General features: G+C 66.1%; 13 protein-coding genes. 3 read left to right on the top strand and 10 right to left on the bottom strand.

Translation table 11 applies throughout. The annotated features are described in order from the left end of the window. Window positions 1–17 precede the first annotated feature (17 nt). From AC0YKC_RS00600 to AC0YKC_RS00560, 9 genes are all read right to left on the bottom strand, one after another. Window positions 18–731 (bottom strand): ABC transporter ATP-binding protein, encoded by a 714-nt coding sequence (locus tag AC0YKC_RS00600; protein WP_434721583.1) that lies wholly within the window; start codon window positions 729–731, stop codon window positions 18–20. Continuing rightward, on the bottom strand, window positions 728–2,446 hold the full coding sequence (locus AC0YKC_RS00595) for a branched-chain amino acid ABC transporter ATP-binding protein/permease (protein WP_488509152.1): 1,719 nt from the start codon (window positions 2,444–2,446) through the stop codon (window positions 728–730). Before AC0YKC_RS00595 ends, AC0YKC_RS00600 begins: the two co-directional genes overlap by 4 nt. After that, the gene (locus AC0YKC_RS00590) at window positions 2,433–3,302 is read right to left on the bottom strand and encodes a branched-chain amino acid ABC transporter permease (RefSeq protein WP_488509151.1); all 870 of its coding nucleotides are present in this window, start codon (window positions 3,300–3,302) and stop codon (window positions 2,433–2,435) included. The genes AC0YKC_RS00595 and AC0YKC_RS00590 overlap by 14 nt, the downstream gene beginning before the upstream one ends. A gap of 163 nt (window positions 3,303–3,465) precedes the next feature. Then, the gene (locus tag AC0YKC_RS00585) at window positions 3,466–4,650 is read right to left on the bottom strand and encodes an ABC transporter substrate-binding protein (RefSeq protein ID WP_488509149.1); all 1,185 of its coding nucleotides are present in this window, start codon (window positions 4,648–4,650) and stop codon (window positions 3,466–3,468) included. 37 nt (window positions 4,651–4,687) lie between these two features. Next, entirely contained in the window at window positions 4,688–5,776 is a 1,089-nt protein-coding gene (locus AC0YKC_RS00580; protein ID WP_434721580.1) for a CobW family GTP-binding protein, read from the bottom strand. Further along, window positions 5,763–7,427: an amidohydrolase gene (locus AC0YKC_RS00575; protein WP_488509147.1), complete on the bottom strand. Its 1,665-nt coding sequence runs from the start codon at window positions 7,425–7,427 to the stop codon at window positions 5,763–5,765. Before AC0YKC_RS00575 ends, AC0YKC_RS00580 begins: the two co-directional genes overlap by 14 nt. 66 nt (window positions 7,428–7,493) lie before the next feature. Further along, complete coding sequence (locus AC0YKC_RS00570; protein ID WP_488509146.1) at window positions 7,494–8,267, bottom strand: SDR family NAD(P)-dependent oxidoreductase; 774 nt, start codon at window positions 8,265–8,267, stop codon at window positions 7,494–7,496. Then, window positions 8,264–9,061: an SDR family oxidoreductase gene (locus tag AC0YKC_RS00565; protein WP_488509144.1), complete on the bottom strand. Its 798-nt coding sequence runs from the start codon at window positions 9,059–9,061 to the stop codon at window positions 8,264–8,266. Before AC0YKC_RS00565 ends, AC0YKC_RS00570 begins: the two co-directional genes overlap by 4 nt. A 3-nt stretch (window positions 9,062–9,064) precedes the next feature. Beyond that, window positions 9,065–10,456, bottom strand: coding sequence for a transaminase (locus AC0YKC_RS00560; RefSeq protein ID WP_488509142.1), 1,392 nt, complete (start codon window positions 10,454–10,456; stop codon window positions 9,065–9,067). A gap of 161 nt (window positions 10,457–10,617) precedes the next feature. Here AC0YKC_RS00560 and AC0YKC_RS00555 point away from each other — a divergent pair, with 161 nt between their 5' ends. Continuing rightward, window positions 10,618–11,364 carry an IclR family transcriptional regulator gene (locus AC0YKC_RS00555; RefSeq protein ID WP_488509140.1) on the top strand — a complete coding sequence of 249 codons (747 nt, stop codon included), beginning with the start codon at window positions 10,618–10,620 and terminating at the stop codon, window positions 11,362–11,364. Between the two features lie 442 nt (window positions 11,365–11,806). After that, on the top strand, window positions 11,807–15,211 hold the full coding sequence (locus tag AC0YKC_RS00550) for an acyl-[ACP]--phospholipid O-acyltransferase (protein ID WP_488509138.1): 3,405 nt from the start codon (window positions 11,807–11,809) through the stop codon (window positions 15,209–15,211). A gap of 68 nt (window positions 15,212–15,279) precedes the next feature. On the opposite strand, the gene AC0YKC_RS00545 is transcribed toward AC0YKC_RS00550, so the two are convergent. After that, window positions 15,280–16,182, bottom strand: coding sequence for a LysR family transcriptional regulator (locus tag AC0YKC_RS00545; RefSeq protein ID WP_320294595.1), 903 nt, complete (start codon window positions 16,180–16,182; stop codon window positions 15,280–15,282). A 75-nt stretch (window positions 16,183–16,257) separates the two neighbouring features. On the opposite strand from AC0YKC_RS00545, the gene AC0YKC_RS00540 reads away from it, so the two are divergent. Next, entirely contained in the window at window positions 16,258–16,644 is a 387-nt protein-coding gene (locus AC0YKC_RS00540) for a MoaF-related domain-containing protein (RefSeq protein WP_488509136.1), read from the top strand. Window positions 16,645–16,646: the final 2 nt, after the last annotated feature.

Genomic DNA, 16,646 nt, shown 5'->3' with positions numbered 1-16,646 from the left:
TCTCCTGACAGTACCGATCAAACAGGCGCGGCGGCTTCAGCCCCGCCGAGATAAAGCCGGTGCAGTTCGTCCGGCGATTGCCGCAGCTTCGCGCAGTCGCCGTCATAGACAACGCGGCCGCGGCGCATGACATAGGCGCGGTTGCCGATCGACAGCGCAAGGGCCGCGAACTGCTCGACCAGCACGACGGCCAGGCCGTCATCGGCGAGCTTGCGCACGGCTGTCATCAGCCGCGTGACGATGACCGGCGCCAGGCCGGCCGACATCTCGTCGATCAAAAGCACCTTCGGGCGGGTGAGAAGCGCACGCGCGATGACCAGCATCTGCTGTTCGCCGCCCGACAGCAGGCTCGCCTTCACCGACCGGCGCTGCACCAGCTCGGGAAAAAGCGCATAGGCTTCCGCGATATCGGCGCCCGGATGCAGGCTGACGCGCAAATTCTCTTCCGTCGTCAGTTGGCGGAAGACGGTGCGGCCCTGCTCGACATGGGCAAGCCCCTCGCGCGAGCGGGCACCCGGCCGTGCCTTCTGCAGCTCGCGGCCGTCGATGGCGATGGTGCCGCCGGCGACCGGGATGATGCCGGACAGTCCCTCGAGCAGCGTCGTCTTGCCGGCGCCATTGGCGCCGAGCACGACGCTGATCGCACCGCTCTCGGAGACGAGATCGACCGACGAGACCACCGGCAATTCGGCGCGGTCGATCGACAGGTTGGAAACGACGAGCCTGCTCATGCCGCGACGCTCTCTTCCTCGATGCCGAGATAGGCCTTCTTGACCGCCTGCTCGCTGAGGACCTTCGCCGGCGGGCCAGAAGCGATGACCTGGCCGAAATCGAGCACGGTTACCTCCGAGCAGACCGCCCGCACGAGGTCCATGTCATGCTCGACCAGCAGCACGGCCGAGCCGAACAGTTTCGGGATCTCGGCGATGCGCTGGCCAAGCCGCAGCGTTTCCTCATGCGACTGGCCGGCGGCCGGCTCGTCAAGCAGCACCACGGCCGGGCGCGCGGCGACGACGCCCGCGACATCGAGCAGCCGCCTCGTGCCGGCATCGACCGAGGCGACCAGCGTGTCGGGATGCGGACAGTCGAGCCAGTCGAGCACGGCTTTGGTCTCGCTCGTCGACAGGCCCTTGGCGGCCAAAGCCAGGTAACCGCCGACGGTGAGCTCCGGCGCGATGCGGTTGGTCTGCCAGGTGCGACGCACGCCCTCGCGGGCGCGCAGATGCGCCGGCACGCCTTCGAGCGGCTTGCCTTCCAGGCGGACACTGCCCTGATAGGACGACAGGAAGCCCGCCACCGCGTCGATGAAGGTCGACTTGCCGGCACCGTTCGGGCCGATCAGACCGGCCACCGTGCCGGCCGCCACCGTGAGGCTGACATTGTTCAGCGCGACCACGCTGCCATAGCGGACCGTCAAACCGTCGATGCTCAATGCCGGGCCGGCGGCACGCTCGACTGCTGCCGGCAGGTCCGAAGCAAACGCGGCGGCGGCTTTCGGTGCGCGCACCGGCAGCAGCTTGCGGAACTGGCGCCGGAACGTCTCGCTCATCGTCTCGCCGGACGCCAGCGCCTGGGTGGCGCCGATGGCGAAGAGCACATTGCCTATGTCCTGCGGCCAGTCCAGCCGGCGCAGGAGTTCGGGGAACATGACGACGAGCAGACCGCCGATGATCGCGCCCTCGGCAAAATGCGCGCCGGCCATCACCGACACCGCATAGAGCGAGAGCGACTGCATCATGCTGAAATTCTCGGCGACCAGCGTGCCGAGATAACCGGCGAGCAGACCGCCGGAAACGCCGGCGACAAAGGCGCTGAGCGCAAAGGCCGAGAGCTTGGCGGTCGCGATGCTGACGCCGTGCGCGGCAGCGGCGCGCTCGGAGTGGCGCACCGCCAGCCAGGACGCGCCGAGCCGCGAGCGGCTGATGAATTCGAGCGCCACGGCGATCGCCACATAAAACAGCAGCACGAAGACGAAATAGCCCTCGTCGCTGTCGAACAGCTCCGGCCTCGGCACCTGGAGGAAGTCGGTTTGGCCCGGATAGGTCATGGTGGCCAGGATGGTGTCGAAGGCAGTGGCGAAGGAGAGCGTGACGATGGCGAGGTTGATGCCGCGCAGCCGCAGAGCCGGCAGGCCGATGGCGACGCCGAACGGCACGGCCGCGAGACCGCCGACCAGGATCCACGCCGCGAGGCCTCCCGGCGCCTCGGCGAGGTTGAGATAACCGACCGTCCAGGCGCCGACGCCGGCAAAGGACATCTGACAGAGCGCGATCATGCCGGTGCGGCCGGCGACGAGACCGAGACTCTGCAAGGCGACGCCGGTGATCAGCACCGAGGTTGCAAGGAACACCCAATAGGAGGGCAACAGGCCGGCATAGGCGGCCCCGCCAGCGACGAGCGCCACGACGATGATGGCGAACGAGGCTCTCGAACTAGCGCGCTTCATCCCAGCGGGCCTCCCGCTGCGACCACAGAAGAACGGCGAGCACCACCAGGAAGGGGATGGCGCTGCGATACTGGCTGACGCTGTCGAGGGAGCTTGCCAGCCCTTCGACGATGCCGAGCGCAATGCCACCGGCAAGCGTCCACCAGAAGCTGCGGAAGACGCCGATAAGCGCCGCGGCCAACGCCGGCACGACAAGCAGGCTGAGCGTCATGAAGTTCGGCGAGCGCTGCGGCGCGATGATCATCAGCGCGAAAGTGGTGAAGGCGCCGGTCATGTCCCACACCAGCAAAGACAACAATTGCACGCGCACGCCGAGCAGTTCAGCCGCCATCGGCCGGTCGGCCAGCGCGCGCAGATTGAGGCCGATTTTGGTACGGTTGAGAAAGAGGTCGGAAAGGACGGTGAACAGCACCGCAAGCCCGATGGTGAGCACCGAGGCGATGGTCACCTCGACGCCGGCGAGACGGAAGGCCGAGCCCGGGAACAGCTCCGGCATGTTGTGCGGATGCTGGCCACCGGTCAACCGCAACCCGACCGCGATCAGGCCGACGAGCAGCGCCACCGTCACCGCCGCTTTAGTCGAAGCGCTCGCCTCGCCGAACCACCTGGTCATTATGTAGCCAATTGCGACGCCGGTCAGCGTGCCGGCCGCTATGCCCGCCAGCACTGAGGGCCAGATCGGGAAACCGGCCTCGAAGAGCGCGATCAGCACGAAGGTGCCGGCGGTGCCGATCGCGGCCCCAGTGAAGTTCACCACGGCGACAAGCCGGTAGGTGAAGACGGCGCAGACACCTAGCAGGGCATAGGTGCCCCCGGCCGTCAGTCCCGCCACGGCGGATGTGAGCAATGCGTTCATTTTTTTCCAATCTGGAAAGCGGGTTGGGCATCGGACCCGAGTATTGCCGAGGCCGGCGCCGCCTCTCATTGTCCTGCCCATCCTCCGCAGCAGCTGCGCTGCAGCTTCGGAGGGTGAACCGGACATTTCAAGGCGAAAGGCAGCGCCGGCACCCGGGAGGATCTCACTTGGCCTGCGGCAGCACGACCCAGTCCGGCGTCTCGACCTTCCAGGCGCCGGCGTCGAGCTTCATCACCTTGGTGGCCTGCATCGGCGAATGCGTCTTGGCCTTGCCGAACACGTAAGGCGAACCGGCGAGCGGGTTGGTGAGCGGCTGCATGTCGTGCAGCGCCTTCGCCACGCTTTCGCGCGTCACCTCGCCGTCGATCGAGGCGACCACCTTCAGGAACAGCTCGGCGGCGAGGTAGCCGCCCTGCGAGAAGGCGGTGAGCGGCCGGTTCGCCTTCTGCATGTCGGCAATCCATTGCGCGTTGGCGGCCGAGTTCTTCTCGGTGAAGGGCTCCCACTCGGTGCCGACATAGATCGGCTGTTTGGTGTCGGCCAGCGCCTTGGCGACCTGCTCGGTGTAGCCGGGGGCCAGGAAGAGCCAGTTGATGCCGGTGATCTTCTGGGCATCGACGGTCTTGATCAGCTGCACCACCTGCGGCTCGACCTGGTTGGTCAGCACCGCGTCGCAGCCGGCGTCGCGCGCCTTGATGACGTAAGGCGTCAGGTCGCCCTGGAAGGGCAGCGTCAGGTCGATCAGGTGGATCTTCTGGCCGCTGATCTTCTCCCAGTTCTCGATCGCCTTCTTGTAGGCCTCCTGGGTGCCGCCGATGATGATGAAGAAGGCGCAGAGCTTCTTCGTCTTCAATTCGTTGGTGGCGTAATAGGCCATCGCCGTCGACAGCGTGTAAGGCCCGACATTGACTGGCGCGACGTTGGGCGAGGAGAAGCAGGCGGCGTCGACGCCGAGACCCTGCACCGAAAGGATCTTCTTGCGGCTGTAGGTGGCGGAGTTGACGGCGCAGTCGAGAAGGCTGGCGGAGCCGACCAGTGCCACGGCCTCCTTGTTGTCGATCAGGTCGCGCGCGGCTTGTGCCGCGACTGCCGGATCGGCCTTGTCGTCGGCGATGGTGTAGTCGATCTTGCAGCCATTGATGCCGCCGGCGGCGTTGACCGCATCGAAGGCGGCCTGCGTTGCCTTCGGCACTTCCGAGAAATCGGCAGGGCCGGTGACGGTCGACACGGCGCCGACCTTGATGGCGCCGTCCTTGCAGGTCGGGCCGGCGGCGGAGGCCGTGCCGGCCATGGCGGCAAGCCCAACCCCGGCAATTGCCGCTGCGAGCAGTCTCGATTTCCAATGCATGTTCATTCTCCCATTTTTGTCATCATGTTATTCGGTTTCAGGCGGCGGCGAGCGCCGGCGTGGCGATGCTCGCGGCATCGATGGCGGCGAATTTCACCAGCGTGCGGGCGATGGTCTCGCGCTCGATGTCGCGGACGATGAACACCAGCCGGGTGCGACGGTCCGCTGACGGCCAGCGGTCGAGCCGCGCCGGCGGGTGGAAGACATGCTGCACGCCATGCAGCACCAGCGGCCGCTCGGGATCGTCCGTTGTGCGCACGATGGCCTTGAAGCGCAGCAGGTTCTCGCCCTTCAGCGCCGCGACATAGTCAAGCCAGCGGGCGAAAGCGCTCCACTCGACCGGCTTGTCGATGATGAAGCTGAAGGACCGGATGCCGTGATGGGTGTCGTGATGATGATCGTGGCCATGGTGGCAATCAGGTCCGCATGCATGGTCGTGATGATCCGCCGCTTCGAGCCGCCCGGCGATGCGGGCCACATCCGACGCGGCATCAGCGGGCAAGCTCGCCAGCAGATCGAGTTCGACTTCGCCGTTGCGGGCAATGGTTTGCTCGACGGCCGGCGCCAGATGCTCAAGGTGGTGCTGCAAGTCGCCAAGCGCTTCGTTCGAAACGAGATCGGTCTTGGTGATCAGCAGCCGGTCGGCGACGGCGACCTGCTTGGCGGCCTCGGAATGGCGGGCGAGCGTCGCCGCGCCATTCACCACATCGACGGTGGTGACGACACCGCCGATGCGAAAGCGAGTCATAAGCTCGGCTTCGGCCATCAGCGTGTGCAGGATCGGCGCCGGATCTGCGAGCCCTGTGGTTTCGACGATCACCTGAGAAAGCGGCCTCGTTTCGCCGGCCTGACTCTTGCGGTCGAGCTCCTTCAGCGTGGCGACGAGATCGCCGCGCACGGTGCAGCAGACGCAGCCATTGTCGAGCAGCGTGAACTGCTCCTCGCTCGCCTCGATCAGCAGATGGTCGAGTCCAACTGCGCCGAATTCGTTGACGATGACGGCAGCACCTGCAAGCGACGGCTGGCGCAGCAGGCGGTTGAGCACCGTCGTCTTGCCGCTGCCGAGAAAGCCGGTGAGGATTGTCACCGGGATCCTCGCGTCGCTGGTGGGATCAGGCGCGCTCATAGACCACCCTCCCCTCGAACCAGGTCGTCAGCACTTTGGTGTCGGCGAGGTCCTCGGCCGGCGTCTCCAGCACGTTGCGGTCGAGCACGATGAGATCGGCCGATTTGCCGATCTCGATCGAGCCGACGGTGTCGGCGAGGCCGATCGCGCGAGCCGAGTTGATGGTGAAGATTTCCAGCGCTGTCGCGACGTCGATCGCCTGCTCCGGCCAGAGCGCGGCGCCCGGAAACTCGCCGCTCGGGTTGCGGCGCGTCACCAGCCCTTCGATGCCGTCCCACGGATCGGGGTTCGGCATCACCGGCCAATCGGAGCCGCCGGCCAGCAGTGCGCCGGCCGCAAGCAGGTCCCTGTTCGGCCAGAAGCGCAGCGCGCGTGCCTCGCCCATGGTCTGCTTGTGGCCTTCGAGGAAGCTCGTCGGATACCAGAGGAACGGCGACAGGTCGGCGACGACGCCGAGCTCGGCGAAACGCGCGATATCGTCCGGCGCGATGTAGCTTGCATGCGCGATGTGGTGCATCACCTTCGTCGAACCGTTGAAGGAGCGAACGACGTCGATGGCATCCAGCGCCTGGCTGACGGCGGCATCGCCGGCGCAATGGATCTTCACGCCGAGGCCGAGCTTCTCGCATTTGCCTACCCAGCGGATCAGCTCCGGTACGGTGACGATGGTCGAGCCGCGGAAACAGCAGCCGAGCACCGGGTCCTTGGTGTAGGGCTCGTGGAAGGCGGCGGTGCGGGCGCCCGGCACGCCGTCGAGGAAGATTTTCACGAAATCCGGCTTGGCGTGGACGCCGCGATACTGCTCGCGCAGCGCGATCAGCTCGTCGCCGGCAATGCCGAACATGAAGGAAGGCTCGACCGCCGGCATCGCCGAGACCGACCATGCGGTCAGCTCGCCGCGATCGTCGAGGCCTTTCAGCGCCGCGAGGATCGGCTGCATGGCGGCGGCGTCGAGGAATGCGGTGACGCCGTAGGAGTTGAGCGTCGCGATCGAGCGCGCCATCGCGGCGCGGTCCATCTCTTCGGTGTAATGGCCGGATTGCGCGATGGTGCGCTCGACGATGCCGGCGGCGGATTCGATCATCATGCCGGTCAGCGCACCGGTCGCCGGATCGCGGCCGATCGAACCCTTCTCCGGATCGGGCGACGAAGCGGAAAGGCCAGCGAGAACAAGCGCCTGCGAATTGACCCAGCGGTTGTGATAGGTGTCGTCGCGCAGCATCACCGGCCGGCCCTGGCTGACCCGGTCGAGCGCCGCCAGCGCTTCCAGCCGGTTGAGCTTCGGCAAGAGATCGCTGCCCCATTGGCCGCCGATGATCCAGGAGCCTTCCGGCGCCTTGGCCGCCGCCTCGCCGACGCGCGCGATCAGCGTCTCGAAGCTTGCCGTCGGCGGGAAACGCAGCTCGAAGAGCTCGGCCTGGCCGCCCATCATCAGATGCGCATGCACGTCGACGATGCCCGGCATCATCATCGCGCCCTCGAGGTCGACGACGCGGGTGGCAGCGCCGGTCAGCGCGGCGACATCAGCGGCCTCGCCGACCGCGACGATGCGGCCGCCCTTGACGGCGACGGCCGAGGCCCAGGGCCGCTTGCGGTCGAGCGTGTAGATGCGGCCATTGGTGAAAACCAGGTCGGCACTTCTGTCGGGCATTTTTTCTCCTCCTCTCCCACCGGCCTGCGCCTCCACGCTGCTCGGTGAGCAAAACCTCAATTCACGTCACACCGCCCTGTTCTGTGTCGGGGCGCGACCGCCGCCATCCGCCACCAGCACCGCGCCGGTGACGAAGGACGCTTCGTCGGAGGCGAGGAACAGGCAGCAGGAGGCGATCTCTTCGGGTTCGGCGACGCGGCGCAGCGCGATGCGATTGGTCAGCGCCTTGAACTCCGCGTCGGGCGTCGAGCCGTTGGCGGCGGCAGCTACCTTCATCTCGTAGACGCTCATCGGCGTGCGCACCCAGCCAGGCGCCACCGCATTGGCGCGGATGCCGTCGACGCCATGCGCGAAGGCAAGCGAGCGGGTGTAGGAGACGAGCGCCGCCTTGCTCGCCGAATAGGCGGCGTTCTGGCCGCTGGCGTTGAAGGCGCCGACCGAGGCGATGTTGACGATGGCGCCGCCGCGCGCCTTGAGCAGCGGCAGCGCCGCGCGGCAGACCATCATCGAACCGGTGACGTTGACGGCGAAGCTCTTGGCCCAGGTCTCGTCGCTCAGCGTCTCCGGCTCGTCGAGGATCATGATGCCGGCGGCGTTGACGACGATGTCGAGACGTCCGTCACAGGCATCGATGGCCTGAGCGATGTCGCCGGCATCGGTGATGTCACCGCGCACGGCGGTGCCGCCGCTGGCCTTGGCCGCTTCGTCCAGTACGTCCCCGCCATGCCCGAAGGCGACGACCTTGGCGCCCTCACGCCCGAACAGCTCGGCGGTGGCGCGCCCCATGCCGGTGGCGGCACCTGTCACCAGAGCCGTGCGGCCTTCGAGGCGGCGGGTCATGCGAGCCCCCAGTGCCGTTCGACGGCATAGCCGGTCTCAGGCAAGGTTGAACCGCCGTCGACGACGATGGTCTGACCGGTGGTGTATTTCGCCTGCTCGGAGGCAAGGTAGAGCATGGCGTAGGCGATGTCGTCGGCTTCGCCGAGACGGCCCATCGGAATGAATTGCCCGAGCCTGTCCGCCACCTCGGGCTTGCTCATCGTGCCGCGCCCGGGCTTGGCGATGAAGCCCGGCTCGACGCCATTGACGGTGATGCCGTCGCGGGCGAGCTCGAAGGCCGCGCCGCGGATGAAGGCATTGACGCCGGCCTTGGCTGCCGAATAGTGCGCCCCGCCGGCCATGGCGACCCGCGCCGACACCGAGGACGTCACCAGGATGCGACCAAAACGGTTGGCGCGCATTGCGGGCGCCGCCGCCTGCGCCAGCCAGAAACAGGCTTTCAGGTTGATAGACAGCGCTTCTTCCAGCTTGTCCTCGTCGAGTTCCTCGACCGATGCCCAGGGACAGCCGCCGGCGTTGTGGACGACGATGTCGATGCGGCCGACCTCCCGCACGACATCGCCGACGAGTGCGTGCAGCGCCCCGCGGTCCAGCCCGGCAAGCGCGACGGCGCGGGCGGAGAGGCCGCGCGCCTTCAGGTCGATGGCAAGCGCCTCGGCGACATCCAGCGTTCGATTGGCAATGACCACCGAGGCGCCTGCCTCGGCAAAGCGCGCGACGATTGCCGCGCCGATACCGCGCCCGCCGCCGGTCACCAGCGCCACCTTGCCCGTGAGGTCGAACGGGTTCGCCATCGTTCAGACGACGCCCGCGCTGCGAACGAGATCGACGAAGCGGCCGAAGACTTGCGTGTGGCGATCGACATCGGCCGGCTCGGTCGCCGGGCACATCAGGAACATGGTGTGGAAGGGCGTCACCAGTATGCCTTCGTTCATGTAGAAGGCATGCAAAAGCGTCTCGAGGTCGCCGCGCCGACCGGCGATGACGTCGGCGCCGCTCAGCGGCGGGTTCGGCATGAACATGATCTCGGCGCGGGCGCCCGTCTGCGTCACATGCCAGGGCAATTTGTTGCCGGCGATGATCTTCCGCGGGGCTTCGGCAAGGTGCGTGGCGTTGGCAATCATCCGTTCGAAATTGGCCGGCGTCAGCACCTCTTCCAGCACGGCGCGCATGGTGGCGACGGTGAGCGCGTTGCCGGCCAGCGTGCCGCCGATGCCGAGATGCGCCGACTGGCGCACGCGCGGATTGACCATCGGCACGATTTTCCAAAGCCGCTCGGCGATCTCTTGCGAGGTGCCGAAGATGCCGGCCGGAATGCCGCCGGCGATCGCCTTGCCGGCGACCAGCATGTCCGGCTCCAGGCCGTGCAGCGCGGTGTAGCCGCCGGGGCCGCTGGAGATGGTGTGCGTCTCGTCGATGATCAGCACGGTTCCGGTGCGGCGCGTGATCTCGCGCAGCGCTGCATGAAAGCCCTCGGCGACCGGGATCATGCCGAAATTTGTCATCAGCGGCTCGGTCAGCACGCAGGCGACGTCGCCATGCGACAGCGCTTCCTCGAGCGCCGCGACGTCGTTGAACTCGACCACCCGGGAGACGGCCGAATGGTCGACGCCGTTCGGGTGGATCATGTTGCGCATGCCGATCTTGCCGTCGCGGATCTCGACATGCGCCTCCTCGACGCCGCCGTGATAACAGCCGGAAAAGACCAGCACCTTGGGACGGCCGGTGATCATGCGGGCAATGCGGATGGCGCCGCGATTGGCATCTGTGGCCGAAGTGGTCAGCGTCCAGTAAGGCAGGCCGAAGCGGCGCGTGAGCTCGGCGCCGACCCAGAGGCTGTCCTCGGTGGGCAGCATCATCGTCGTGCCGTTCTGCAACTGGTGAAGCGCCGCCCGCGTTACCGCCTCCGGCGCGTGGCCGCACATGCCGCCGGTGTCGCCAAGCGCGAAGTCGACATAGTCATGGCCGTCGATGTCGCGGATATGCGCGCCGCGCGCCGAAGCGGCATAGACCGGGAAGCCGCCGGCCCAACGGCGCATCCAATGCGACGGTCCGCCATAGAGGAAATGCGTCTTGCCCTCCTCCCAGGCCGCTGCCGAGCGGGGATGCGTGTCGAGGAACCGCGCCTGCTCGCGGTCGAGCAGGCCGTCGATCGTTGCGGGTTGCAAAGCAGTCTTGCTGGCGGCCATCACGGCGCTGAACTCTCCCTGGCGCGCAAGATTCCGGAGCGCTAAATTGTTCCCAAACGGTTCACTATTTGAACCATTGTTTTGTATGTTATAGACACACTGAAGGCAGCAAGAGCGCCTGTCAAGTTAATTCACATGCGAAGTATCTCGGAGAGCGGACAATGAGCACGGTGGGCAAGGCAGTGTCGCTGCTGGAGCTGTTCACGCTGCACGAACCCGAGATCGGCCTCTCCGAGCTTGCCCGCCGCGCCGGCCTCGACAAGGCCACCGCCAGGCGGCTTCTGATGGCGCTTGCCGCGCACCGGCTGATCGAGCAGGAGCCGCGGAGTCGTCGCTACCGGCTGGGCGCCGGCCTGTCGCGGCTCGCCCGCATCCGCGACGCGCATTTCCCCTTTCTGCGCCTGGCCGCGCCGGTCATTCGCGAGCTGTCGCTGGAAACCGGCGAGACAGTGCATCTGTCCGAGTTCAGCGCCGGCGCGCTGCTTACGCTGCATGTGGAGCTGTCGGCCAAGGCCAACCGCGTCAATGTCGATGTCGGCCAGGTGCTGCCGCTGCACGGCACCGCCTCAGGCATCGCGTTCCTCGCTGCCTCGCGCCTGGAAGCGGTCGGCGCCTATCTGGAAAAGCCGCTGCAGGCCTTCACCTCGTTCACGATGACGCAGCCGGACGATCTGGTGAAAGCCATCGCGCTTGCCGCTTCGCGCGGCTATTCGCGCAGCGCCCAGGGCTATGAGGAAGGCGTGCACAGCATCGGCGCGGCCATCCTCGGCACCGACGGTCAGCCGATCGGCACGCTGGCCGTCGCCTCCCCCGTCTCGCGCGTCGACGACGCGACGGCGGCCGGACAAGGCGAGGCGGCGGTCAGGGCGGCCCGGCTGATCTCGGCGCGGTTGACCGGCGAGGCGTGAGACGCCCCACCGGCGGCCGAAGCCACGGACCACTGCCTTGAGGCATTTTTTAACCTACGCTTTCCGTTGGTGAACACCGTTCATTTTTCTCTTGAACGCTGTTCACGATGTGCTATGGTGCATCCGTGAACGACGTTCAAAGCAATGTATCCGGCCTGAAACAGACCGGCGCCGATCCGGCTTAACGCTGAAACGAAAGGATCATATCGATGCTCGCCGACAGCCAAGCCCGCAAACGGTCAATTGCCTGGAAGGCCTGGAGACCGGTCATGGACGACAGATTCCAGGCGCCAAGAACAAGAAACAAATGGATTGGCCAAATGGATTGGATTGAATCGCAGTAACGAAGTTTAACCGCTTCCCGATAAACAAGGCTCAAACCGCGCAAGTGTCCGCTCAGTCCAATCGGATTGCCAGCCGGACTTGCCCAATGGAAATTGCCATGAACTCCCATCTGATGATGTCGCGGCGCTTCGCGCCTCTCTTCTGGACGCAATTCCTCTCGGCCTTCAACGACAATTTCCTGAAGAACACGCTGGTGTTCCTCATTCTCTTCACGCTGGCGAAGGATCAGGCCGCGTCGCTGGTGACGCTGGCCGGCGCCGTTTTCATGGCCCCCTTCCTGCTGCTTTCGGCATTGGGCGGCGAGATCGCCGATCGTTTCGACAAGGCGCTGATCGCGAAGCGGCTGAAATTCACCGAGATCGCCGCGGCCGCGGTTTCCGTCGCCGGCATCGCGCTGTCGTCGATCCCCGTGCTGATGACGGCGCTGTTGATGTTCGGCGTCATCTCGGCGCTGTTCGGGCCGATCAAATACGGCATCCTCCCCGATCATCTCGAGCGCAAGGAACTGCCCAAGGCCAATGCCTGGATCGAGTCGGCCACCTTCGCCGCGATCCTCGGCGGCACCATCGCCGGCGGCGTCGTCTCCGCCGACGGCATCGGCGTCGCGGTGTTCGGGCCGATCATGATGGCGCTGGCCGTCGGTTGCTGGTTGGTCAGCCGCTACATCCCCGCCACCGGTTCGGCGGCGCCCAACCTCGTCATCGACAAGAACATCTTCCGCTCGACCTGGCGGCAAGTCACCGAATTGCGCACCGACACGCGCATCTGGCGCGCCGGCCTGATGACCTCGTGGTTCTGGCTGGTCGGCGCCATCGTGCTTTCGATCCTGCCGGCGATGATCAAGGATTCGCTCGGCGGCAACGAGATCGCCGTCACCGCCTATCTTGCGGTGTTCGCCGTCTCCATCGCCATCGGCTCGGCGATCGCCGCCTGGATGTCGCAAGGGCGCATGGTGCTGCTGCCGGCGCCGGTCGGCACCGCGCTGCTGGCGCTGTTCGGCCTGCATCTTGCGTGGACCATCGGCAGCATGCAGCCCTCGCCCAAGGCCGAGACGCTTGCCGCCTTCTTCGCCGGCCCCAACACCATCCGTGTCGCCATCGACCTCGCCGGCATGGCCATTGCCGCTGCCTTCCTGGTGGTGCCGACCTTCGCCGCCGTGCAGGCCTGGTCGCCCGAGGCGCGCCGCGCCCGCGTCGTCGCCGCGGTGAGCATCGTCAATGCCGGCTTCATGACCGTGGGCGGCATCCTCGTCGCCGCCATCCAGGCCGCCGGCGTCTCCATCGCGGGCATCCTGTTCGGCCTCGTCGTCGCCAATGCCATCGCCGCCTGGCTGATGCTGAAATACCTGCCGACCAATCCGTTCCGGGATTTCGTCTCGATCCTGTTCCGCGCCTTCCTGCGCCTGGAGGTCGAGGGCATCGAGAATCTCAAGGAGGCCGGCAAGGCGCCGATCCTGGCGCTCAACCATGTCAGCTTCCTCGACGGCCCGCTGGCGCTGACGCTGACCGACGAGGAACCGGTCTTCGCCATCGACTACACGATCGCCCAGGCCTGGTGGATGAAGCCGTTCATGAAGCTTGCCCGCGCCTTGCCACTCAACCCGGCAAAGCCGATGTCAACCCGCACGCTGATCAAGATCGTGCAGGGCGGCGATCCGCTGGTCATCTTCCCGGAAGGCCGCATCACCGTCACCGGCGGCCTGATGAAGGTCTATGACGGCGCCGCTATGGTTGCCGACAAGACCGGCTCGATGGTAGTGCCGGTGCGCATCGACGGGCTGGAAAAGAGCTATTTCTCGCGACTCTCCTCGCAGCATGTGCGCCGCCGCCTGTTCCCGAAGGTCAAGGTGACCATACTGGAGCCGGTGAAGCTCGACGTGCCGCAGGAACTGAAGGGCCGCCAGCGCCGCGCCGCGGCGGGCGCAGCACTCTACCAGGTGATGTCGGACCTCGTCTTCCGCACGCAGGACATCGACAAGACAGTGCTGGAGAAGATCATCGAGACGGCCAACGAGCGCGGCATGAAGGAGCTTGCCGTACAGGATCCGGTCACCGGTTCGCTGAGCTACGGCAAGCTGCTGACGGCCGCCGCCGTGCTCGGCGAGAAGTTCGAGCATCTCTATGCCGGACAAAAGACGCTGGGCATCATGCTGCCCAACGCCAACGGCGCCTGCGCGGCCCTGCTCGGCGTCATGTCGTCCGGCAAGGTGCCGGCGATGATCAACTTCACCGCGGGTGCCGCGAACATCCTGTCGGCCTGCAAAGCGGCCGAGGTGCGCACCGTGCTCACCTCCCGCGCCTTCGTCGAGCAGGCAAAGCTCGGCCCGATGGTCGAGGAGATCGGCCGCTCGGTCGACATCGTCTGGCTCGACGATCTGCGCGCCACGATCGGCCTCAAGGACAAGCTGCTCGGACTGTTGCGCAAGGCGACGCCGCGAGTGGCGCGCAAGGCTGACGACCCGGCGGCGATCTTGTTCACCTCGGGCTCGGAGGGCACGCCCAAGGGCGTGGTGCTGACCCACCGCAACATCCTGGCCAATGCCGCCCAGGCCGCCTCGCGCATCGACTTCCACTCGGGCGACAAGGTGTTCAACGTGCTGCCGATCTTCCACTCCTTCGGCATGACGGCGGGCACGGTGCTACCGCTTATCTCCGGCGTGCCGGTCTATTTCTACCCCTCGCCGCTGCACTACCGCATCGTGCCGGAACTGATCTATGCGTCGAACGCGACGATCATCTTCGGCACCGATACGTTCCTCGCCGGCTACGCCCGCACGGCGCATCCTTACGACTTCCGCTCGGTGCGCTACTGCTTCGCCGGCGCCGAGCCGGTCAAGGCCGCCACGCGCACGACCTACATGGAAAAGTTCGGCCTGCGCATCCTGGAAGGCTACGGCGTGACCGAGGCCGCGCCGGTGATCGCCATCAACACGCCGATGTACAACAAGTCGGGCAGCGTCGGCAAAATCATGCCCGGGATGGAGTACCGGCTGGAGCCGGTGCCCGGCGTCGACGAAGGCGGGCGGCTTTACGTGCGCGGCCCCAACGTCATGGCCGGCTATCTGCGCGCCGAGAACCCGGGCGTGCTGGAGACGCTGGAAGACGGCTGGCACGACACCGGCGACGTCGTCACGGTAGACGACGCGGGCTTCATCTCGATCCGCGGCCGCGCCAAGCGCTTCGCCAAGATCGCCGGCGAGATGGTCTCTCTTGCCGCGATCGAGGCGCTGGCCGGCGAACTGTGGAAAGGCTCGCTCTCGGCTGTCGCCACGGTGCCGGACGCGCGCAAGGGCGAGAAGCTGATCCTGATCACGGAGGCTTCCGGCGCGACGCGCGCGGACTTCCTGGCCTTTGCCAAGGCGAACGGCGCCATGGACCTGATGGTGCCGGCCGAGGTGCGCGTCGTGCCGAAGGTGCCGGTGCTCGGTTCCGGCAAGCTCGACTTCGCCGGCGTGACCCGGATGGTGCGCGGCGCGGAAGAGCTGAAGGTCAAGGCCGCCTGATCCTGCAGACTCGCATCGAGCATGCCTTTGACGCAATTAAGCCGCGGCGCACTTTTGGGCGACATACATCAGGTGCCGACATCGGCCTTGCCGGCTTGGGCGAGCATCTCCACAAATCTCGTCACCTTGGGCGGACGGAAGCGGGCAGCCGGATAGACGGCATGGATGCCGCCGGAGGGCAAGGCCCAGCCGGGTAGAACGGGCACCAGCCGGCCGGCCGCCATATGGCCGCCCAAAGCGAAGTCTGGAAGGATGGACATGCCGGCGCCGGCCAAGGTAGCCTCCAGAACGGCCGGCGTGGCGTTGATTGTCAGCCCGAGCTTCATCCGCACTGTACGCCGATCGTGCTCACCTCGCGCAAAACGCCAAACGAGCGGCTCTTTCAACGCGGCATTCGCGATGAAGGGCAAGTCGGACAGGTCCTCAGGCTCGGCGGGCGAAAGACTCCGCGCCAGATCAGGCGCGGCCACGAGAAACTGCTTGAAGGAACCGATCCGGCGTGCCTGAAGACTTGAGTCCGCTAGCCACCCTGCACGGATCGACAGATCAATCTGGTTCGCGATCAGATCGATCCTGGTGTCCGAAAGCATCAGGTCAACGCGACATGCCGGATAGGCACGACAGAACCGGGCTGCAAGCGGCGCTATGGTGGCGGTGCCATAATCATTCGGCGCGGTGACGCGCAGAACGCCCACCGGCTGGGCGTTTGTCTGGGCGAGCTCGTCGAAGGCCGCCTCGGCCTCCCGCAGAATCGTCATGCATCGCGCGTGAAGCTGCCGCCCCGCCTCGGTCGGCTCAACGCGCCTGGTCGTGCGAAGCAGGAGGCTTGTCTTCACGTCCTGTTCAAGTCGCGCCACCTGCTGGCTCACGACAGTCTTGGTGATGCCGAGACGTTCAGCCGCCCGCGTGAAGGAACCTGCCTCCACCACGGCGGCGAAGTAGGCCAGCCTATTGAGGTTGATCGCTTCCATGGTGGTCGCTCCGCAAGATTGTGTGCCTTCAGCTTACATTGAATTCAATTCATTGGGATTTATCGATCAATACGAATGGCGCATTTTTTGTGCGTCGAGTTCAGCCACCGCCTGATCCGCCCAACGTTCGAAGGCCCCCGCATGACGGCAAACATCTTTCCCGCAATCGGCCAGATGTACGAGGCTCGCCTGGGCGAACTCGCGTTTCATTTGAAGTTCGACAGCGACGGGCAAAGCATGCGGTTTGCCCCCGCGCAAGCGGACGACTTCGGCAAGGCGGAGGCGGTGACCTATCGGGCAGTCGCCATTCGTCAGGGCGTGTTCATGGTGACCTGGATTGAGGCTGACGGCACGACCGTGGCCCACATCGAGGATTTCGAGAACGGGGTCGTCCACACAAACATCACACGGCCCGACCGCAGCTTCCTCAATTTGTCCGGCACTTGGACCCGGTTGACCTAGCC

This window comes from Mesorhizobium sp. CNPSo 4661, assembly GCF_057784215.1.
This window is presented reverse-complemented; position numbering and strand designations above follow the sequence as displayed.